Source organism: Streptomyces sp. NPDC005374 (genome assembly GCF_042872225.1).
In the GTDB taxonomy this organism is placed as follows: Bacteria; Actinomycetota; Actinomycetes; order Streptomycetales; family Streptomycetaceae; genus Streptomyces.
This window is the reverse complement of record NZ_JBIAKA010000014.1, coordinates 32,087-52,852: the sequence shown is the minus strand read 5'-3', so window position 1 is coordinate 52,852 and position 20,766 is coordinate 32,087. Positions and strand designations below refer to the sequence as shown.

Genomic DNA, 20,766 nt, shown 5'->3' with positions numbered 1-20,766 from the left:
GCGGCCCCGCGGGCATTGGGGTGTGAAGGATGGTGGAGACCACAGGCGGGGAGCCGGGCGACGGCGCCGCCGCCGAGGTGCTCGACCGTCCGCTGCCCGACGGTGTGCGGCGCAGGGTCGTGCACATCGTCTCGGAGGGTTTCGGCGGGCTGACCGTCGGTGAACTGCCCGCGCAGCTGCGGCAGTACGCCCGCTTCACGCCGAACCGGCGGGCCAAGTTCGCGGGCAACGCGATGGCGGCCGCGCTGGAGACCGATCCGCTGTTCCGTCAGCGCATCGGGGAGAAGCTCAGAGAGGTCCAGCCGGAACTGGCCGGAGCTCTCGACTCCGGTGCGCCGCCCCCGGCCGCGGATCCGCTCGACGTGGCGGCCGCGGCCTATGTTCTCCGGCCGGCCGGCTGGGTCAAGCTGGTAGCCGCGGCCGGCGAGGAGGCCCAGCGGGCGGATGCCGAGCGGGCCGACGAGGAGAGCCGCGCCGAGCTGGAGCGGCTGCGCGAGGAGCTCACGGCCGCCCGCGGCCAGACGCGGGCCGAGACCGAGCGGCTGCGCACCGAGCTGGAGTCCGCCAAGAAGGAAGCCGAATCGCTTCACCGCAAGCTCCGCGCGGCACTCAGTGACGTCAAGCGGGGCGAGGCGGCCCTGCGCAAGCTGCAGGCCGAGACGGAGGCCGCCCGCACCGAGGCGCAGGTCCAGGTGTCCGCCGCCGAGAGCGAGAGCCGGCGTCTCAAGAGCCGCCTCGGGGAGGCGGAGACCGCGCTGGAGGCCACGCGCCGGGCGGCACGGGAGGGGCGCAGCGTCGAGGACATGCGTGTGCGGCTGCTGCTCGACACCGTCCTGGACGCGGCCCAGGGGCTGCGGCGGGAACTGGCGTTGCCGCCCGTCTCCGTACGGCCCGCCGAGACCGTCGACGCGGTCGAACCGGGCCGTATGACCCCGAAGGACATCGCCGCGCGGGCGCTGTCCGAGAACGACCCCGCGATCCTGGACCAGCTGCTCGCCCTGCCTCAGGCGCACTTGGTGGTCGACGGCTACAACGTCACCAAGACCGGCTATCCGCAGATGCCGCTGGAGAAGCAGCGCCTCAGGCTCCTCGGTCAGCTCTCGCAGCTCGCGGCGCAGACCGGGGCGGAGGTGACCTGTGTCTTCGACGGGGCCGAGCTGGTCGCGCCGGTGCTGCTCGCGCCGCCGCGCGGGGTGCGGGTGCTGTTCTCCAAGCCGGGTGTCACCGCCGACGAGTTGATCCGTCAGCTGGTGCGCGCCGAGCCGCCGGGGCGGCCGGTGATCGTCGCCTCGACCGACCGCGAGGTCGCCGACGGCATCGCCAAGGTGGGCGCGCGGCCGGTCGCTTCCGCGGTGCTGTTGAAGCGCCTTTCCTGACACGGGAGTTCCGGGGGGTTTCGCCCTGGTCTGCCGCTCCGCGTCCGTGCCGGTCGCGTGGACTGACCTGTCTTTCTGCTGGGGGTCCGGGGGTTATCCCCCGGGAAAACGCAGCTTGCCCGAATTGACCCTATCGTCACGCAACGTAGTGTCAATCGGGCATCACTGCATGTGAGTTATGTGCAAAGAATGCATGGCGTGACGAGATTTTGCTCCTGAGGATTTGAACTGATCACGGGAAGGTCACTAGGGTTGCGGCTCGAACCTCCGAGCGGGTGATCACTCAAAAGAAGGAGTTCACCTCCGTGGCGTCCCACCGTCGACCCAAGCAGCCGAGCCGTACGCGCGTGACCGTGCTCACGACCGCAGCGGCTGCCGCCGTGGCCCTCAGTGCCAATGCCGCCAATGCCGCGCCGAGCGAGAAGCCGAGCAAGGACGAGGTCAAGGCGAAGGTCGACGCGCTCTACGAGCAGGCCGAGCAGGCCACCGAGAAGCTCAACGGCGCCAAGGAGAAGCAGGAGAGCCTCCAGAAGGAGATCTCCACCATCCAGGACAACGTGGCCCGCGGCCAGGACGACCTGAACGAACTCCGGGACTCCATGGGCCTCGCGGCCGCGGCGCAGTACCGCACCGGCTCCATAGACCCCTCGCTCCAGCTGTTCCTGTCGTCGAACCCGAACGACTACCTGGACAAGGCCTCCACCGCGGACCAGCTCAGCTCCCAGCAGGTCGAGGCGCTGAAGAAGATCCAGGAGAAGCAGCGCGAGCTGGCCCAGGACCGCGCCGAGGCCTCCGAGAAGCTCCAGGACCTCGCGAGCACCCGCACCGAACTGGCCAAGCAGAAGAAGGCCGTTCAGGGCAAGCTCGCCGAGGCGCAGAAGCTCCTCAACACGCTGACCGCCGCCGAGAAGGCCGCCCTGGCCGCCGCCGACTCGCGCGCCAGCCGCTCCGCCACCGAGCGCGTGGACCTCGGTGACGCCCCCGCGTCCTCCGCCCGGGCCCAGGCCGCCTTCAACGCCGCCCAGACCCAGCTCGGCAAGCCGTACGTGTACGGCGCCACCGGCACCGCCTCCTACGACTGCTCGGGTCTGACCTCCTGGGCCTACGCCCAGGCCGGCATCACCATCCCGCGCACCTCGCAGGCCCAGGCCAACGCCGGCACCCGCATCTACAGCATGAGCGACCTCAAGGTCGGCGACCTGGTCATCTTCTACGGCGACCAGCACCACGTCGCCCTGTACGCGGGCAACGGCCAGGTCATCCACGCCCCGCGCACCGGCACCGTCGTGCGCTACGAGTCGATCAACAACATGCCGTTCCAGTTCGGCGTGCGGATCTGACACTCGGCGACCCCCCGTTCGGGCGAATCGCGACAACTTCATCTGACTCCACGCCCCGCCCATGACCTGCGTCTGAGGCGGGGCGTCCCGTTGTGCACCCTTTGAGGTCTTTGGCCGAGCCCCGTTCCCGGGGCTACTGTCTGCCGCGTTCTCGTCCGCCAGTGGAAGGAGCGCGGCCTCCGTGGGGTCCCATCGCCGCCTTGTCCAGACGTCCGGGTTCAACCGGGGCGCCGGTGTCGCCCTGTGCGCGCTGTCCGCGGCGGCCGCCGCGCTCGGCGCCGTACCGGCGCACGCCGCCCCGTCCGAAGGCACCCGGGCCGAGGTGGACCGCCTCTACGAGCAGGCCGAGCAGGCCACCGACGCGTACAACAAGGCCGACGAGCGCGCCGACTCGCTGCGCGAGGAGGTCGGCACCGCACAGGACACGATCGCCCGGCAGCAGGAGCGCATCAACTCCATGCGGGAGTCGCTCGGTTCGCTGGCCGGCGCGCAGTACCGCTCCGGCGGACTCGACCCGTCCCTCGCGCTGCTGTTCTCCGACGACCCGGACGACTACCTCGACAAGGCCGCCGTCCTGGACCGGATCAACGCCCGCCAGGCGGGTGAGCTCAAGGACCTCCAGGAGGCCATGCGCGAACTCACCCAGGAGCGCGCCGACGCGGCCCGCAAGCTCGTCGAACTGGAGCAGAGCCGCAAGGCCGTCGCCTCCCACAAACGGACCGTGGAGCGGAAGCTCGCCAGGGCGCGCGAACTGCTCAACTCCCTGCCGACCGACGAGCGCGCCGCCTACGACCGTGCCTCCCGCTCCGGCCGCGCCGAACTGCCGGACCTCACCGGTGCCGTCGCGCCCTCGGGCCGGGCGGCCGCCGCCGTGGCCGCAGCCCAGTCCGCGATCGGAAAGCCGTACGTGTGGGGCGCCAACGGGCCCAACGGCTTCGACTGTTCGGGCCTGATGCAGTGGTCGTACGCCCAGGCCGGTGTCTCCCTGCCCCGCACCTCGCAGGCCCAGCGCTACGCGGGCCGCCAGGTCCCGCTCGCCCAGGCCCAGCCCGGCGACCTGGTCACCTACCGGGGCGACGCCAGCCACGTCGGCATGTACGTCGGCAACGGCCAGGTCGTCCACGCCCCCTACCCCGGCGCCCCGGTCCGCTACGACCCGGTCGGCATGATGCCGGGCGCGACGGTCACGCGCCCCTGACCGGGAACCCCTGAGCCCGTACGATCGGGAAACATGGCTGGTCGAAGGCGGGCGTCGGGACACGGTGCCGTGGTGGTGTGCCTGCTGCTCGTCTCCCTCGTGGCGTGCGGGGGCAGGCCGACGGCCGCCGACACCGCGAGGGCCGACGTGCAGCACGTGCTCGACCGGCGGGCGGCCGCGGTCCTCGACCGGGACAGGGCGGAGATAGCCGAGACCGGTGCGGCGGGCTGGTTCCAGGACGTCAGCGCGGTGCCGCTCGCCACCTGGTCCTACAAGGTCACGGCAGTGCACCGCGACGGCTCCACCGCCACCGCCGACGCCGAACTGCGCTACCAGGTCCAGGGTTACGACCAGGCCCCCGTCACCGTCGCCCGCATCCTTGACCTCTCCCTGGACGCGTCAGGGCAGTGGTACGTCGTCAGTGAGAAGCCCGCCGAGAAGGCTCCGCAGCAGTTGTGGGACCAGGGCGAGGTGACCGTCGTCCGAGGGAAGCACAGCATGGTCCTCGGCGTCGGGCAGTCCGGCGAGAAGCTGCACTCCTTCGCGGATCTGGCCGACCGGGCGGTGCCGGCCGTGTCGGACGCCTGGGGGACCAAGTGGTCCCGGCACGTCGTCGTGCTCGTACCGAAGTCCCTGGAGGGCATGGCGGGCCTGCTGGGCTCGCCCGCCTCCTCCTATCGCGGGATCGCCGCCGTGACCACCGGCGAGACGGGCGCCCCGGCCCGGGCGCCGGCGGACCGGATCATCGTCAACCCCGACGCGTACGCGCTCCTCGGCATCCTGGGCAGGCAGGTCGTGCTCACCCACGAGACCACCCATGTCGCCACCCGCGCCGACACCACCGCCGCGACCCCGCTGTGGCTGTCCGAGGGCTACGCGGACTGGGTCGGCTACCGCGGCACCGGGCGCACCCCGGCCGAGGCCGCGCCGGAGCTGTCGGAGGCCGTCACCGGGCACCGGGAGCCGAGGGCCCTGCCGTCCGACGCGGACTTCGGCTTCGGCGGCACCGCGACCGGGCTCGCGCTCTCCTACGAGGGCGGCTGGATGGCCTGCCGGATGATCGCGGACCGGTGGGGCGAGGCGAAGCTGGGCGCGTTCTACCGGGCCGTGGGGGCCCACAGGAAGCGGCCGGGCGCGGTCGAGGAGGCCATGGCGAAGGTGCTCGACACCGATCCGGCGGACTTCACCGCCGAGTGGCGGCAGTACCTGCGCGCTCAGCTCGGCTGACCCGCGCCCCCTGGGGTCGGGCGGCTCGTTTCAGGACGAGGCGGAGGCCTCCTGGGCCGGGGCCTCGGCCTCATCCGACACCGGAGCCTCCGGGGCCGGATCGGGGACCGTCGACTTCCACAGCTCACGCATGCCGATGACGGTGGCGAGGACGAGCAGGCCGTTGCGGACGACCAGGAGGCCGATACCGCGCGGGGTGCTGCCCACGACGTCCGCGAACCAGATCGGGAACTCCAGGACCGTCACGAAGCACGCCGTCAGCACCAGCGCGGCCGGCAGGCCCATCCGGCTGCCACGGAAGCACAGGCACACCGCGGCGAGACCGACCAGCCACACCATGTACTGCGGGCTGATCACCCGGCTGGTCGTGGTGAACATCAGCACCGCCACCAGCGCCGCGTCGGCCGCCGTGTGCGCCTCGAACCGGGTGGCTGTCAGCCGCCACAGCAGGAGCAGCCCGAAGGCCATGCCGGTCAGCGCGAGCGCGGCCGTGCTGACGAGGGTCACCCAGGGTCCGAGGAACTCGACCGAGCCGTAGTTCAGCAGCACCTCGCCGCCCCAGCCGTAGTGGCGGGCGATGTGGAAGACCAGGGAGCCCAGCGACTCCACCTCGGTGCCCCGCTCCCGCTGGAAGGTGAGGAAGGCGAAGGCCCCGGGCATCGCGAGGGAGAACAGTCCGGCCACCACCACGACCGTCACCGCGGCCGAGGCCCAGACGCTGCGCCTGCGGATCCCGACGAGGACCAGCGCGGGCCACACCTTCAGCAGGGCCCCGAAGCCCACCAGCGCCCCCGCCACCCGTGGATGCCGGGCGGCCGCGAGCACCGCGGCGACCGCCACCGCGGTCACCATCACGTCGTAGCGGGAGTAGACGGTCGGGCCGAGCAGAGGTACGCCCGCCACCCACACCCAGGCCCCCCGCAACCGCCGCCCGGGACGCCGGCCCGCGTACAGCAGCAGGAGCAGGACGACCAGGTCGGCGGCGAAGGCGAGGACGAAGAAGGCCTGCGTGTACTCCAGGAAGGGCAGCAGCGCGGGGGAGAGGATCGCGAGGGCCGCCGCGGGCGGATACTGCCAGGTCACATCGGACTGCGGGAACGTTCCGGTGCGCAGGACGTCGTACCAGCCCTGGTAGATGACCGACACGTCACTGGTGACGTCGGGGCCCGGGAAGACGTACACCTTGTAGACCCACAGCAGGAGCAGCAGCCTGGTCACGCCCCAGGTCAGCAGCAGTCCGGTCAGGGACCGCCGCCCGGCCTTCGTCTCCACGTGATCCCCTGCCGTTCTCATCCGCGCATTGAGGGGAACATGATGTCCCGCTCTCCTGTGAGGGTGCCATAAACGCGGACGTGCCCGGCTGTGAGCAGCCGGTTCGGTAGGGTCTGCGGCGATGCACAAGACCCTGATCGTGACGAACGACTTCCCGCCGCGCCCCGGTGGCATCCAGGCCTTCCTGCACAACATGGCGCTGCGGCTCGACCCCGAGCGACTCGTCGTCCTCGCCTCCACCTGGAAGCGCGGCCGGGAGGGTGCCGAGGCCACCGCCGCCTTCGACGCCGAGCAGCCCTTCACCGTCGTACGGGACTCGACGACGATGCTGCTGCCGACGCCCGGGGCCACCCGCAAGGCCGTCGGGCTGCTGAGGGAACACGGCTGTACGTCGGTGTGGTTCGGGGCGGCCGCGCCGCTCGGGCTGATGGCGCCCGCGCTGCGGAGGGCCGGTGCCGAGCGGCTGGTGGCGACGACCCACGGGCACGAGGCGGGGTGGGCCCAACTGCCCGCCGCGCGGCAGTTGTTGGGGCGGATCGGGGAGTCCACCGACACCATCACCTACCTCGGCGAGTACACGCGGTCGCGGATCGCCTCGGCTCTGACTCCGCAGGCCGCCCGGCGGATGGTGCAGCTGCCGCCCGGGGTCGACGAGAAGACCTTCCACCCCGGGTCCGGCGGCGACGCCGTGCGGGCCCGGCTGGGGCTGAGCGACCGGCCGGTGGTCGTGTGTGTCTCGCGACTGGTGCCGCGCAAGGGGCAGGACACGCTGATCCTCGCCATGCCGCGGATCCTCATGAAGGAGCCCGACGCCGTTCTGCTGATCGTCGGCGGCGGGCCGTACGAGAAGGAACTGCGCAGGCTCGCCCGCGAGACGGGGGTCGCCGGTTCCGTGCGCTTCACCGGAGCCGTGCCCTGGGCCGAACTGCCCGCGCACTACGGCGCCGGGGACGTGTTCGCCATGCCGTGCCGGACCCGGCGGGGCGGACTCGACGTCGAGGGGCTCGGGATCGTCTACCTGGAGGCCTCCGCGACCGGACTGCCCGTCGTCGCCGGGGACTCCGGAGGCGCCCCGGACGCCGTGCTCGACGGTGAGACCGGGTGGGTCGCGCGGGGCGGTTCGGTCGAGGAGGCCGCCGAGCGGATCGTCGTCCTCCTCGGCGACGCGGAACTGCGGAGGCGGATGGGGGAGCGGGGACGGGAGTGGGTCGAAGAGAAGTGGCGCTGGGATTTGTTGGCGGAAAAGTTGAAGACGTTGCTATAGCCGGAGGCGGATAATCCGCCGATGCTGCGCGCATGACAGGAAAACTGATACAGCGTCAGCTGAGTAGACGTCAGATCCTTGGTATGGCCGCCCTCCAGACGGCGGCCACTCTCGGTTTCACCCGCGTCGGGCTCCAGTCGGCCCAGGCGGCCGAGCCCGCCGCGGTCGAGTCCGCACCCGCCATCGTCGTCGGCTCCGGCTACGGCGCCTCGGTCGCCGCCCTCCGCCTCGGCCAGGCCGGCATCCGCACCCTCGTCCTGGAGATGGGCCGGCTCTGGAACACCGCAGGACCCGACGGCAAGGTCTTCTGCAACACCGCCAACCCCGACCAGCGTTCCATGTGGTTCCGCACCCGCACCGAGGCGCCACTGGCCAGCTTTCTGTGGCTGGACGTCGTCAACAAGGACATCAACCCCTACCCCGGCGTCCTGGACCGGGTGCACTTCGCCAACATGTCCGTCTTCGTGGGCCGCGGAGTCGGGGGCGGCTCCCTCGTCAACGGCTCGATGGCGGTCACCCCGCTCCAGTCCTACTTCGCCGAGCAGTTCCCGACCGTCGACACCGCGGAGATGTACAGCACGTACTTCCCGCGCGCCCGCGCCATGCTCGGCGTCAACACCATCGACCCGGCCTGGTTCGAGTCGACCGAGTGGTACCAGTTCACCCGGGTCTCCCGGAAGCACGCCACCAACACGGGCCTGAAGACCACCTTCGTGCCCAGCGTCTACGACTTCGGCTACATGCAGCGCGAGGCCGCCGGCACCGCCACCAAGTCCGCCCTCGGCCAGGAGGTCATCTACGGCAACAACTACGGCAAGAAGAGCCTCGACAAGACCTATCTGGCGTCCGCGCTCGGCACCGGCAAGGTCACCATCCACACCATGGAGAAGGTCACCGGCATCAGCCGGGCGAGCGACGGCAGTTGGCTGCTGAGCGCCGACCGCATCGACGACACCGGTGCGGTCGTCGAGACCAAGCAGTACGCCTGCACCTACCTGTTCCTCGGCGGCGGCAGCCTCGGGACGAGTGAACTCCTGCTCCGGTCACGGCAGTCGGGGACGCTCCCGGCACTGGACACGAGCGTCGGGGCCGGCTGGGGACCCAACGGCAACACGATGCTCGGGCGCGCCAACCACCTGTGGGACACCGTCGGCGCCAACCAGTCGACCATGCCGGTCATGGGCATCGACGACTGGGCCAACACCGACAACCCCGTCTTCGCCGAGATCGCCCCGCTGCCCACGGGACTGGAGACCTGGGTCAGCCTCTATCTGGCGATCACCAAGAACCCGCAGCGCGCCAAGTTCTCCTACGGCAGCGGCGGGTTGGGCCTCGACTGGAGCGCGGCGCAGAGCGCTGTCTCCTCCGGCATGGCCAAGAAGCTCTTCGACCGGATCAACTCCGCCAACTCGACCATCTACCGGTACGACCTCTTCGGCTCCGGCAACAAGGTCTTCGCCGACGACTTCACCTACCACCCGCTGGGCGGCTGCGTGTTGGGCAAGGCCACCGACAACTACGGCCGGGTGAAGGGATATTCGAAGCTGTACGTCACCGACGGCTCGCTGATCCCCGGCAACATCGGGGTCAACCCGTTCGTCACCATCACCGCGCTCGCCGAACGCACGATGGCGCGGGTCCTCGCCGAGGACACCGCGCCATGACGTACCGCGAGAGGGCGTACTACTTCGCGTAGATCGCCTCGATCTCGTCCGCGTAGTCCTTCGCCACCACGTTCCGCTTGAGCTTCAGAGACGGAGTGAGGTGGCCCGTCTCCTCCGTGAACTGGGAGGACAGAATGCGGAACTTCCGCACCGATTCCGCCTTCGACACCGCGGCGTTGCCGTCGTCGATCGCGGCCTGGATCGCCGCGTTCAGGTCCGCGTCCCCGGCCAGCGACGCCGCGGTGGAACCCGCCGGCTTGCCGTGCTCGTCGGCCCAACGGCCCAGGAACTCGTCGTCGATGGTGATCAGCGCGCCGACGAACGGCCGCCCGTCGCCCACCACCATGCACTCCGCGACCAGCGCGTGCGCCCGGATACGGTCCTCGATCACGGCCGGGGCGACGTTCTTGCCGCCCGCGGTGACGATGATCTCCTTCTTGCGCCCGGTGATGCGCAGGTAGCCGTCCTCGTCGAGGGTGCCGATGTCACCGGTGTGGAACCAGCCGTCCATCAGCGCCTCGGCCGTGGCGGCCTCGTTGTTCCAGTAGCCCTTGAACAGGTGCTCGCCGTGCAGCAGCACCTCGCCGTCGTCTGCGATCCGGATCACCGAACCCGGCAGCGGCTGCCCGACCGTGCCGATCTTCGTGCGGTCCCAGGGGTTGAACGCGGTCGCGGCACAGGACTCGGTCAGGCCGTAGCCCTCCAGGACCGTGAAGCCGATACCGCGGAAGAAGTGCCCGAGCCGCTCGCCCAGCGGGGCGCCGCCGGAGATGGCGTACTCGCCGCGACCGCCCAGGACGGCCCGCAGCTTGCTGTAGACCAGCTTGTCGAAGGTCTTGTACTTGATCTTCAGCCCGAGGGACGGACCCGACGGGGTGTCCAGGGCCTTGCTGTACGCGATCGCCGTGTCGGCGGCCTTGTCGAAGATCTTGCCCTTGCCGTCCGCCTGCGCCTTGGCACGCGCCGAGTTGTAGACCTTCTCGAAGACGCGCGGGACGCCCAGGATCAGCGTCGGCCGGAAGGACGCCAGCTCGTCGGTGAGGTTCTTGATGTCCGGGACCATGCCCAGCTTGATCGGCGCCATCATCGGCGCGATCTGCACCAGCCTGCCGAAGACGTGCGCGAGCGGCAGGAAGAGCAGCACCGAGCACTCGCCCGTGCGGAACAGCGGGCGCAGCCGCTCCACGATGTTGCCGCACTCGGCGAAGAAGCTGCGGTGGGTGAGCACACAGCCCTTGGGGCGGCCGGTGGTGCCACTCGTGTACACGATGGTCGCCGGGTCGTCGGCCTTCGCCAGCGAGCTGCGCTCCTCGACGGCCGCGTCGCTGATGTCCTTGCCCGCGCGGTCCAGCTCCTCGACCCCGCCGCCCTCGATCTGCCAGACGTGCTTGAGCGCGGGCAGACCCTCGCGCACCGACTCGACGGCCGCGGCGTGGGAGTCCAGCTCCACGACACAGGCGGTCGCGCCTGAGTCGGAGAGGATCCACTGGATCTGCTCGGGCGAGCTGGTCTCGTACACCGGCACGGTGACCGCGCCCGCGCTCCAGATCGCGAAGTCGAGCAGCGTCCACTCGTAGCGGGTACGGGACATCAGAGCGACCCGGTCGCCCGGCTGGACGCCGGAGGCGATCAGCCCCTTGGCGGCGGCGTGCACCTCGGCCAGGAAGACCGTGGCGGTCACGTCCTGCCACTGGCCGCCGACCTTGCGGGCGATGACGGCGACGTCGGGATGCTGCGCGGCGTTTCTCCGGACGATGTCGGTGAGATTGCCGTCCGCAGGGACCTCGTACAAAGCCGGAAGGCTGAACTCGCGCAAGACTGCTGCTCCTCATAGGGCGCCGGCGCCACGACGTTGTGCGATGCGACGGTGCGGTCCACGGCTCGGGCAGGTGCTCGGGTCTCCCAGCGGTTTCAGCCACTGGTTGAAATCCTGAGCACGACTGGACTGCCCGGACGTTACCCGCCGGTATGGCTTCTTCGACAGGGGGGTCCGGTGAGATGTTCGCCGCGTCACACGGATGGGGCTTCTCTGGCGCAGAGTAGTCCACCTACTTACTGACTGGCCAGTAACCGCAGGTCCCGCCGCCACTGTTCACGTTTGCCGCACACGCTTACCCTTGATCGTCATGGCACCCACACCCGCCGCAAACAGCCGAACTCGTGTCCATGTGGTCAGCGACGTCCACGGCAACGCCCGTGACCTGGCCAGAGCCGGCGAGGGCGCCGACGCCCTGATCTGCCTGGGTGACCTCGTCCTTTTCCTCGACTACGCCGACCACTCGCGCGGGATCTTCCCCGACCTGTTCGGCGTGGAGAACGCCGACCTGATCGTGGAACTGCGCACCGCCCGCCGCTTCGAGGAGGCGCGGGAACTCGGGGCCCGGCTCTGGGGCGGCATCGGCGCCGACCGCGCCTCCGTGATCGAGAAGGCGGTACGTAAGCAGTACGCCGAGATGTTCGCGGCCTTCCCGACGCCGACGTACGCGACGTACGGCAATGTCGATATGCCGCAGCTCTGGCCGGAGTACGCCGGACCCGGCACGACCGTGCTCGACGGCGAGCGGGTGGAGATCGGGGGCCGGGTCTTCGGCTTCGTCGGCGGCGGGCTGCGGACGCCGATGCGCACGCCCTACGAGATCAGCGACGAGGAGTACGCGGCGAAGATCGAGGCGGTCGGCGAGGTGGACGTGCTGTGCACGCACATCCCGCCGGAGGTGCCGGAGCTGGTCTACGACACGGTGGCCCGCCGGTTCGAACGGGGAAGCCGGGCGCTGCTGGCCGCGATCCACCGCACCCGCCCCCGGTACGCACTGTTCGGCCATGTCCACCAGCCGCTCGCCCGCCGGATGCGGATCGGGGCGACCGAGTGCGTGAACGTGGGGCACTTCGCGGGGAGCGGGAAGCCATGGGCGCTGGAATGGTGAGGCCGCGCTCGCGGTAGCCTTCACGCTGCACAGACGTGCGTACCACCCCTTCCTCACCGGATTATCTGGAGGAGCCACGGCGATGGCGGAACACACCAGTTCGAGCATCACGATCGAAGCTGTGCCGGCCGACGTCATGGACGTGATCGCCGACTTCGCCCGCTATCCGGACTGGACGGGCGAGGTGAAGCAGGCGGAGGTCCTCTCGACGGACGCGTCCGGCCGGGCCGAGCAGGTCCGGCTCGTCATGGACGCGGGCGCCATCAAGGACGACCAGGTTCTCGGCTACACGTGGACCGGTGAGAACGAGGTCTCCTGGACGCTGGTGAAGTCGCAGATGCTGCGGCAGCTGGACGGTTCGTACGTGCTGAAGCCGACGGGTGCGGGGGCGACGGAGGTCACGTACCTGTTGACGGTCGACGTCAAGATCCCGATGCTCGGCATGATCAAGCGCAAGGCGGAGAAGGTCATCATCGACCGGGCGCTCGCGGGTCTGAAGAAGCGGGTCGAAGCGGGGCGGTAGGGGTCGCGTCTCGGGTGCGGCTGCGTCGTGGCCGGTCGCGCAGTTCCCCGCGCCCCTAGGTGGGTACAGCCGGGCATGCTCTGACTGCGCGACCAGCCCCCACCGGCCGTCCGTTACGGTTCACCCCTATGCGCACCATCCTGATCACCGGGCCCGGCGGCAGTGGCCGTACGACTGTCGCCGCCGCCACCGGGCTCGCCGCCGCCCGTGAGGGAACCCGCACGCTGGTGCTCAGTGCCGACCGCACCGACACCCTGGGCACCGTCCTCGGCGTACCCACCGGCTCGACCCCCGTCAAGGTCACCCCGAACCTCACCGCCTGGCGTCCCGACGCCACCGCCGGTTTCCGGGACGATCTCGCCGGGTTCCAGGACCGTGCCTCCAACGTGCTCAACCTGCTCGGCGCTTCCCGCCTGGACCCCGAAGAGGTCACCCCGCTCCCCGGCGCCGAGGAACTCACCCTCCTGCGCGCGCTGCGGGACGCGGCCCTCGCCGAGGCGCACGAACTGCTCGTCGTCGATCTTCCGCCCACCTCGCAGGCCCTGGCCCTTCTCTCCCTGCCCGGGGAGCTCCGCCGGTACCTGCGCCGCCTGCTCCCGGCCGAGCGCCAGGCGGCCGCGGGCCTGCGCCCCGTGCTCGGGCGGCTCGCCGGTATCCCCATGCCCTCGGAGTGGCTGTACGAGACCGCCGCCCGCTGGGACACCGAACTCGGCGCGGTCGAGGCCGTCCTCGCCGACGGACAGGCCGTGGTGCGGCTCGTCGCAGAACCCGGCCCCGCCGGCTCCGACGCCGTACGGTCCGCGGGCCTCGCCCTCGCCCTGCGCGGCCTGCGCCCCGACGCCCTGGTCGCCAACCGTGTCGTACCGCAGGAGTGGCCCGCCGGACTCGTGGCCCAGCAGCGCAAAGCGCTGGAGGAGTGGCAGGAGTCGTACGACGTCCGGGCCGTCCCGCACCTCGGCCACGACCCGCGAGGCGCCGACGACCTCACCGCCCTGGCCGTGCCCGAGGTCAACGGCACGACCTCCACCGTCGAGTGGCCGATCACCGACCGGCTCGCCGAGGACGGTGTGCTGGTGTGGCACATCCCGCTGCCCGGCGCCGTACGCGAGGAACTGGACCTGGTCCGGCGCGGCGACGAACTCGTCGTCAGCGCCGGGCAGTTCCGCCGGATCGTCCCGCTGCCGTCCGCCCTGCGCCGCTGTACCGTCGCCGGCGCCGCCCTGCGCGAGGACGAGCTGCGGATCAGGTTCGCGCCGGACCCGGAACTGTGGCCCCGGACGCCGTGAACCGCATACGCCCGTTCGGGTAACGTCGTAGGGACGAACCGTAGTCAGGAGTCCGTCATGAGCGAAGAGCTCCCCACGTCCGACGCCGACGATCACGAGACCGTGGACGCCGTGGACGAGGTACGGGCGACCGACGCCGACGCGTGGTCGACGGCGTGCGCCGAGGACCTCGCGGCGGAGAAGGCCCGCCGCCGCACCCAGTACGGCCCGCCCCCGGGCTCGGCCGCCGAAGAACTGCGCAAGCTCGTGGACAACGTCGCCGAGAAGCTGTCCGGCCTCCAGTCCCCGCTCCTCGGTGGCATCGCCGGACCCGCCGCCCAGCAGGTGGTCAAGCAGGTCGTCCAGCAGGCCAGGGCCGCCGTCGAGCCGGTCATCGAGCGCAACCCGGACGTCTTCGACCACCTCGCCGCCGCGGGAGGCGAACTCCTCGCCGCGTACCGCTCCGCGGTCCAGGCGCAGGAGCAGCGCTGGAGCCGGCCTGACGACACCCTGCGCGACAAGGGCGAGGACCCCGGTCCCGAGCGCATCGACTTGGACTGAAACCCCCTGACGGCAGGGCCTCGGGTACGGTTGGCCGTAGCGGGGCTCGACCGAAACTGAGGGATTCATGGGACTCACCATCGGCGTCGATATCGGCGGTACGAAGATCGCGGCCGGTGTGGTCGACGAGGAAGGCAACATCCTCTCGACCCACAAGGTGCCGACCCCGGGCACGCCGGAGGGCATCGTGGACGCCATCGCCTCGGCGGTGGAGGGCGCGCGCGCCGGGCACGAGATCGTCGGCGTGGGCATCGGTGCCGCCGGTTACGTCAACCGTCAGCGCTCGGAGGTCTATTTCGCGCCCAACATCCACTGGCGCAACGAGCCGCTGAAGGAGAAGGTCGAGACCCGCGTCGGCCTCCCGGTCGTCGTGGAGAACGACGCCAACGCGGCCGCGTGGGGCGAGTACAAGTTCGGCGCCGGCAAGGGCCACCGCAACGTCATCTGCATCACCCTCGGCACCGGCCTCGGCGGCGGCATCATCATCGGCAACAAGCTGCGCCGCGGTCACTTCGGTGTGGCGGCGGAGTTCGGCCACATCCGCATGGTCCCGGACGGCCTCCTGTGCGGCTGCGGCTCACAGGGCTGCTGGGAGCAGTACGCGTCGGGGCGGGCGCTGGTGAGGTACGCCAAGCAGCGCGCCAACGCCACCCCCGAGAACGCCGAGATCCTGCTCGGTCTGGGCGACGGCAGTCCCGACGGCATCGAGGGCAAGCACATCTCCATGGCCGCCCGTCAGGGCGACCCGGTCGCCGTCGACTCCTACCGCGAGCTCGCCCGCTGGGCCGGCGCCGGTCTCGCTGACCTCGCCTCCCTGTTCGACCCGTCCGCGTTCATCGTCGGCGGTGGCCTCTCGGACGAGGGCGAACTGGTCCTCGACCCGATCCGCAAGTCCTACAAGCGCTGGCTGGTGGGCGGCAACTGGCGTCCGGTCGCCGACGTCATCGCGGCCCAACTGGGCAACGAGGCGGGCCTGGTGGGTGCTGCGGACCTGGCGAGAGAGCCGGACCCGGTCATGTAGGGCCGCTTCTCGGAACGCGGCAACCATGCGTGCTCAGGGGCGCGGGGAACTGCGCGACAAGCCACCACGAACCGGCAGTCGCAGACGATCCTCGCGCCCCGACCCTTTGGGCGTACATTGATCCACATGGTTGTCGTCAGAGTCCTGAGCTACAACATCCGCTCGATGCGAGACGACACGGACGCCCTGGCCCGAGTCATCCGTGCCTGCGAGCCGGACCTCGTCCTGATCCAGGAAGCCCCCCGTTTCTTCCGCTGGCGCAAGAAGCTGGCAAGGCTGGCGTCCGCATCGGGGCTGGTCATCCTCACCGGCGGCGGCAGCGCGGCCGGACCGGCCATCCTGTGCAACCTGCGGGCCACGGTCGAACGCACGGAAGACGTCCTCCTTCCCCTCACCCCGGGCCGGCACCGCCGCGGTTTCGCCACAGCCGTCATCGGCATCGCCGGCGCCCGGCTGGGCGTGCTCAGCTGTCACCTCTCGCTCGACGAGGGTGAGCGCCACGACCAGGCAGGCATGCTCCTCGACCGTCTCGCCGGCCTGGGCGTGGACCACGCCATCGCGGGCGGCGACCTCAACGACCGTCCCGGCAGCCGCACTTTCACCCGCCTGGCGACGAACCTCCAGGACTGCTGGGCGACCAGCCCCAGCGGCGGCGAACACACCTGGACCCGCAGCGGACCGCCCCGGCGCATCGACGCGATCTTCGCCACGAAGGGCATCGAGGTGGTCGGCTGCGGAGTCCCCACGAACCTCCCCGGAGTCACCGGGAAAGACCTGAGGGCGGCCACCGACCATCTGCCGGTCCTGGCCACCCTCGAAATCCCCGCGAACTGAGCGGAACTACCCCCGCGACCTGAGCAGAACTAGACGACGGCTCCTCGCCCGGGGCCGTCCTCGTCCTCGTCGTCGACCCGCATCCGCGTCACCAGCGTGACGAAACCGCCGAGGAAGCCACCGATCCCCACCGTGGCCAGCCACCACGTCATCTCCCAGCCGAGCAGCACCGCGACCAGCAGGATGAGCGGCCCGCCCAGCACCCCCAGCCACGCGAACTTCGCGGTGGTGTCGGCGGCCGGCAGCGGGGGCGGCTCCGGCGGGACGAAGTGCCCTTCGTCGTCCTCCTCGAAGTCGTCCTCGGACGCGTCCGGGGCGCTGTAGTCGCGGGGCCCGACGCCGGGCGCGAAGGAGACGGAACCGCCCAGCGGCTTCGCCGGCTTCTCGTCGTTCTTCGGCCCGTCCTTCTTGGGGCTGTCCTTCTTCGGCGTCGCCGCCGTCTCCGCCGCCGTCTGCTCGTCGTTCGTCTCGGTCTCCAGCAGCGCGAGATCCTCGACCGACTTGAAGGGCTTGGTGCCCGGCGGGTCCGGCGGCTCGTCGCCGTACCCGGCGACGATGGCCGCCCACGCGGCCTGCTCGTCGAACGGAACGCCCTGCTCGTCCGGCTCGTGGCCCTCGCGGTCCTCGCGCTCGGAGTCGTGCTCAGCCACGGGCGGCCGTCCCTTCACTGCCGATGCCGGTGGTGTGCCGGCCGATGAACGCGAGGCTCTCGTCGAAAATCCGCTCCGCATCATGGTCCAACGTCGCCACGTGGTAGCTCTGTTCCAGCACGACCTCAGTTACGTCCGTCGATGACACCCGGCTCAGCACGCGCGCGGAATCGGCCGCCGGTACCACATGGTCCTGGGCGCTGCGCAGCACCAGCAGCGGCTGGGTGACCTGCGGCAGCTCGCCGTCGACCTGCCGGAAGAAGGTCCGCAGGGAGTGCGCCGCGTGCAGCGGCACCTTGTCGTACCCCAGTTCGACACTGCCCTCCTTGGCGATGTCGCTGGCGATCCCGGGCGCCGTACGGACGAAGTGCCGGGCCACCGGAAGGGCGTACGGTGCGAGGCCGTGCATGCGGTTGGCCGGGTTGACGACCACGACACCGCTCACCGCGTCGCCGTGCTTGGCGGCCAGGCGCAGGGCCAGGGTGCCGCCCATCGAAAGGCCCGCCACGAACACAGAGGTGCAGCGCTCGCTGAGGGCGCGCAGCTCACGGTCCACCTCGGCGTACCAGTCCTGCCAGCCGGTGAGTGCCATGTCCTGCCAGCGGGTGCCGTGTCCGGGCAGCAGCGGCAGCGAGACCGTCAGGCCGTGCTCGGCGAGGTGCTGGGCCCAGGGCCGCAGCGACTGGGGGGAACCGGTGAAGCCGTGACAGAGAAGGACACCGGCCTCCCCGCCCTCATGGCGGAACGGCTCGGCTCCGGGGAGGACCGGCACCTAGGTCTCCTGTTCATGAAAGAAGCGTGAGCAAGTCCAGGTGTGGTTCACCGTACGCGACCGCACTGACACCGACCAGGGCCGTCGGGCTGTTTGCCAGGTCCCCGGGTTAAGGTCTGATCCACGAAAACAGGAGGCACTCGGTTGTTGTACGGCACGATGAAGGTCGCCATCGGCGGGCCGCTGAAGGTCGCCTTCAGGCCCTGGGTGGAAGGCCTCGAGAACATTCCCGCCGAGGGCCCCGCCATCCTGGCGAGCAACCACCTCTCGTTCTCCGACTCCTTCTTCCTGCCCGCGGTCCTCGACCGCAAGGTCACCTTCATCGCGAAGGCCGAGTACTTCACCACACCCGGAGTGAAGGGCCGTCTCACGGCCGCCTTCTTCAAGGGCGTCGGCCAGCTCCCGGTGGACCGCTCCGGCGCGCGCGGCGCGGGCGAGGCGGCCGTCAAGAGCGGTGTCGACGTCCTGGAGCGCGGCGAGCTCTTCGGCATCTACCCCGAGGGCACGCGCTCGCCCGACGGCCGCCTCTACCGCGGCAAGCCCGGCGGCCTCGCGCGCGTGGCACTCGCCAGCCGTGCCCCGGTGATCCCGGTAGCCATGATCGACACCGAGAAGATCCAGCCGCCCGGCAAGGTGATGCCCAAGCTGATGCGCCCGGGCATCCGCATCGGTGAGCCGCTGGACTTCAGCCGCTACCAGGGCATGGAGCACGACCGTTTCGTCCTGCGCGCGCTGACCGACGAGGTCATGTACGAGATCATGAAGCTCTCCGGCCAGGAGTACGTCGACATCTACGCGACCGCCGCCAAGCGGCGGATCTCGGAAGCGGCCAAGGCCGAGAAGGCAGCCAAGGCGGCTGTCGTGAAGGCCGAGAAGGACAAGCCCGGTACTTCCGCGTCCTAGGATCCTGGGACACGGCGGTCCGGGCCGGGGGTGGGGGAGATGGCCAGAGAAGTACGCGTCATGCGCATGTCGGTCGAGCAGCCCCTATGGCGTGCGCTGACCGGGTACCGGGTGCTCACCATGCTGTACGCGGTCGGCCTCTTCGCCACCGCCTACGACGAGTTCGACCGGCCCGGCATCGCCATCGCCTACTACGTCGTCCTGTTCGTCTGGACGCTCGCCACGCTGCCCCGCGTCCAGAACGCGGCCGCGTGCACCAAGCGCTTCCTCGCCGTGGACCTCGCCATCGCGGTCACCGGGATCGTGCTGACCCCGATGGTCGTCAACGACCACCACATCGACAGCGGCGGTCCCACCCTGCCGTCGATATGGACCGCCGGTTCCGTCCTCGCGTTCGCCATCAAGGGCGGCTGGCGCTGGGCCGCGCTCGCCTCCACGCCGGTCGCCGCCGCCAACCTGATCGAGCGCGGCCACCCGGCCCGCGACACCGTCCACAACGTGATCCTGGTCTGGGTCGCCTCCATCGCCATCGGCTACGTCGTCGAGGTCGCCCGCGCCTCCGAGCGCACCCTCGCCCGCGCCCTGGAGATCGAGGCGGCGACCCGGGAACGGGAGCGGCTGGCCCGGGACATCCACGACAGCGTCCTCCAGGTGCTGGCCATGGTGCAGCGCCGGGGAGCGGTCATGGGCGGCGAGGCCGCCGAGCTGGGCCGGATGGCCGGTGAGCAGGAGGTGGCGCTGCGCACCCTGGTCTCCGGCGGCCTGACGTCGGTCTCCCGGGTCTCGCGGGACGCTGCGCAGGGCGCGGTCGTCCATGTCGTCGACGAGGAGCCGGACGATGACGGCCCGCTCGACCTGCGCGCGCTGCTCGCCCCGTACGCCTCGGCCAAGGTCTCCCTCGTCGAGCCCGGCGCCGCGGTTCCGCTGCCCCCGCCCGCCGCGCGCGAGCTGGCCGCGGCCGTCGGGGCCGCCCTGGACAACGTGCACCGGCACGCCGGTGAGCACGCGCGCGCGTGGATCCTCGTCGAGGACGAGCCCGACGAGGTGATCGTGACCGTGCGGGACGACGGCCCCGGCATCCCCGAGGGGCGGCTCGACCAGGCCGAGGGCGAGGGACGGCTCGGGGTGGCCCAGTCGATCCGGGGCCGGCTGCGTGACCTCGGCGGCAGCGCCGAGCTGATCTCGCCTCCGGGGCAGGGCACGGAGGTCGAACTGAAGATACCGAAGGTCTCACGGGGGAAGGCAGGGCAGCGATGAGCGACCAGGGTCCGATCAAGGTGATGGTGGTCGACGACCACCCCATGTGGCGCGACGCGGTCGCCCGGGACCTGGCGGAGTCCGGCTTCGAGGTGGTCGCCACGGCGAGCGACGGCGAACAGGCCGTGCGCCGGGCCAGGGCCGCGGGCCCGGACGTGCTGGTGCTCGACCTGAACCTGCCCGTGAAGCCGGGCGTCCAGGTCTGCAAGGAACTCGTCGGCCACAACCCGGCGTTGCGCGTCCTCGTGCTGTCGGCGAGCGGCGAGCACGCCGACGTGCTGGAGGCCGTGAAGTCGGGCGCGACCGGCTATCTGCTGAAGTCGGCGTCGACCGAGGAACTCCTGGACGCGGTCCGCCGCACGGCGGTCGGCGACGCGGTCTTCACGCCCGGCCTCGCCGGTCTGGTCCTCGGTGAGTACCGCCGCCTCGCCTCCGACCCGGCGCCCGCCTCCGACCCCGACCGGCCGAAGGCCCCGCAGCTCACCGAGCGTGAGACCGAGGTGCTGCGCCTGGTCGCCAAGGGCCTGAGCTACAAGCAGATCGCCGAGCGCCTGGTCATCTCCCACCGCACGGTCCAGAACCACGTCCAGAACACCCTCGGCAAGCTGCAACTCCACAACAGGGTCGAGCTCGTCCGGTACGCCATCGAACGAGGCCTCGACGACGAGTGAGACGCACGTCACACTGATCCTTCGTCAGGCATCTGCGGCGAAGG

General features: G+C 70.8%; 19 protein-coding genes. 15 read left to right on the top strand and 4 right to left on the bottom strand.

Going from position 1 to position 20,766, the window contains the following annotated elements; all coding sequences use genetic code 11:
* Positions 1-29 precede the first annotated feature (29 nt).
* From ACFYRX_RS31735 to ACFYRX_RS31720, 4 genes are all read left to right on the top strand, one after another.
* Complete coding sequence (locus ACFYRX_RS31735; RefSeq protein ID WP_389107077.1) at positions 30-1,376, top strand: NYN domain-containing protein; 1,347 nt, start codon at positions 30-32, stop codon at positions 1,374-1,376.
* A gap of 305 nt (positions 1,377-1,681) precedes the next feature.
* A complete protein-coding gene (locus ACFYRX_RS31730; protein WP_389107074.1) occupies positions 1,682-2,716 on the top strand; it encodes an NlpC/P60 family protein in 1,035 nt (344 codons plus the stop codon).
* A 181-nt stretch (positions 2,717-2,897) separates the two neighbouring features.
* Positions 2,898-3,914, top strand: a complete 1,017-nt coding sequence (locus ACFYRX_RS31725; RefSeq protein WP_389107072.1) for an NlpC/P60 family protein — start codon at positions 2,898-2,900, stop codon at positions 3,912-3,914.
* Between the two features lie 33 nt (positions 3,915-3,947).
* Positions 3,948-5,141, top strand: a complete 1,194-nt coding sequence (locus tag ACFYRX_RS31720; RefSeq protein WP_389107069.1) for a hypothetical protein — start codon at positions 3,948-3,950, stop codon at positions 5,139-5,141.
* Between the two features lie 30 nt (positions 5,142-5,171).
* On the opposite strand, the gene ACFYRX_RS31715 is transcribed toward ACFYRX_RS31720, so the two are convergent.
* Positions 5,172-6,413 carry a glycosyltransferase 87 family protein gene (locus tag ACFYRX_RS31715; RefSeq protein WP_389107066.1) on the bottom strand — a complete coding sequence of 414 codons (1,242 nt, stop codon included), beginning with the start codon at positions 6,411-6,413 and terminating at the stop codon, positions 5,172-5,174.
* Between the two features lie 121 nt (positions 6,414-6,534).
* Between ACFYRX_RS31715 and ACFYRX_RS31710 the strand changes: the two genes are divergently transcribed.
* The gene (locus tag ACFYRX_RS31710; RefSeq protein WP_389107064.1) at positions 6,535-7,677 is read left to right on the top strand and encodes a glycosyltransferase family 4 protein; all 1,143 of its coding nucleotides are present in this window, start codon (positions 6,535-6,537) and stop codon (positions 7,675-7,677) included.
* Between the two features lie 83 nt (positions 7,678-7,760).
* A complete protein-coding gene (locus ACFYRX_RS31705; RefSeq protein WP_389107061.1) occupies positions 7,761-9,341 on the top strand; it encodes a GMC oxidoreductase in 1,581 nt (526 codons plus the stop codon).
* A 19-nt stretch (positions 9,342-9,360) separates the two neighbouring features.
* On the opposite strand, the gene ACFYRX_RS31700 is transcribed toward ACFYRX_RS31705, so the two are convergent.
* Positions 9,361-11,157: an AMP-dependent synthetase/ligase gene (locus ACFYRX_RS31700; RefSeq protein WP_389107058.1), complete on the bottom strand. Its 1,797-nt coding sequence runs from the start codon at positions 11,155-11,157 to the stop codon at positions 9,361-9,363.
* Between the two features lie 352 nt (positions 11,158-11,509).
* On the opposite strand from ACFYRX_RS31700, the gene ACFYRX_RS31695 reads away from it, so the two are divergent.
* The 6 genes from ACFYRX_RS31695 to ACFYRX_RS31670 all read left to right on the top strand — a co-directional run bounded on the left by ACFYRX_RS31695 (position 11,510) and on the right by ACFYRX_RS31670 (position 16,469).
* Positions 11,510-12,265, top strand: a complete 756-nt coding sequence (locus ACFYRX_RS31695) for a metallophosphoesterase (protein WP_389107524.1) — start codon at positions 11,510-11,512, stop codon at positions 12,263-12,265.
* An 82-nt stretch (positions 12,266-12,347) separates the two neighbouring features.
* On the top strand, positions 12,348-12,788 hold the full coding sequence (locus ACFYRX_RS31690; RefSeq protein ID WP_389107055.1) for an SRPBCC family protein: 441 nt from the start codon (positions 12,348-12,350) through the stop codon (positions 12,786-12,788).
* A gap of 128 nt (positions 12,789-12,916) precedes the next feature.
* Positions 12,917-14,074 (top strand): ArsA family ATPase, encoded by a 1,158-nt coding sequence (locus tag ACFYRX_RS31685; RefSeq protein WP_389107052.1) that lies wholly within the window; start codon positions 12,917-12,919, stop codon positions 14,072-14,074.
* A 57-nt stretch (positions 14,075-14,131) separates the two neighbouring features.
* Positions 14,132-14,614 (top strand): DUF5304 domain-containing protein, encoded by a 483-nt coding sequence (locus tag ACFYRX_RS31680; RefSeq protein WP_389107050.1) that lies wholly within the window; start codon positions 14,132-14,134, stop codon positions 14,612-14,614.
* Positions 14,615-14,681: 67 nt separating this feature from the next.
* Positions 14,682-15,635 (top strand): ROK family glucokinase, encoded by a 954-nt coding sequence (locus ACFYRX_RS31675; protein WP_389107047.1) that lies wholly within the window; start codon positions 14,682-14,684, stop codon positions 15,633-15,635.
* Between the two features lie 126 nt (positions 15,636-15,761).
* Complete coding sequence (locus ACFYRX_RS31670; protein WP_389107045.1) at positions 15,762-16,469, top strand: endonuclease/exonuclease/phosphatase family protein; 708 nt, start codon at positions 15,762-15,764, stop codon at positions 16,467-16,469.
* A gap of 29 nt (positions 16,470-16,498) precedes the next feature.
* Here ACFYRX_RS31670 and ACFYRX_RS31665 read toward each other — a convergent pair whose 3' ends face one another.
* Complete coding sequence (locus tag ACFYRX_RS31665) at positions 16,499-17,119, bottom strand: hypothetical protein (protein ID WP_389107043.1); 621 nt, start codon at positions 17,117-17,119, stop codon at positions 16,499-16,501.
* The gene (locus ACFYRX_RS31660) at positions 17,112-17,891 is read right to left on the bottom strand and encodes an alpha/beta hydrolase (protein ID WP_389107042.1); all 780 of its coding nucleotides are present in this window, start codon (positions 17,889-17,891) and stop codon (positions 17,112-17,114) included. Before ACFYRX_RS31660 ends, ACFYRX_RS31665 begins: the two co-directional genes overlap by 8 nt.
* Before the next feature lie 144 nt (positions 17,892-18,035).
* Between ACFYRX_RS31660 and ACFYRX_RS31655 the strand changes: the two genes are divergently transcribed.
* From ACFYRX_RS31655 to ACFYRX_RS31645, 3 genes are read left to right on the top strand one after another with little or no spacing between them, the layout of a single operon-like run.
* A complete protein-coding gene (locus ACFYRX_RS31655) occupies positions 18,036-18,794 on the top strand; it encodes a lysophospholipid acyltransferase family protein (protein WP_389107039.1) in 759 nt (252 codons plus the stop codon).
* A 39-nt stretch (positions 18,795-18,833) separates the two neighbouring features.
* Positions 18,834-20,051 (top strand): MacS family sensor histidine kinase, encoded by a 1,218-nt coding sequence (macS, locus tag ACFYRX_RS31650; RefSeq protein WP_389107036.1) that lies wholly within the window; start codon positions 18,834-18,836, stop codon positions 20,049-20,051.
* Complete coding sequence (locus ACFYRX_RS31645) at positions 20,048-20,722, top strand: response regulator (protein WP_389107034.1); 675 nt, start codon at positions 20,048-20,050, stop codon at positions 20,720-20,722. The genes macS and ACFYRX_RS31645 overlap by 4 nt, the downstream gene beginning before the upstream one ends.
* Positions 20,723-20,766: the final 44 nt, after the last annotated feature.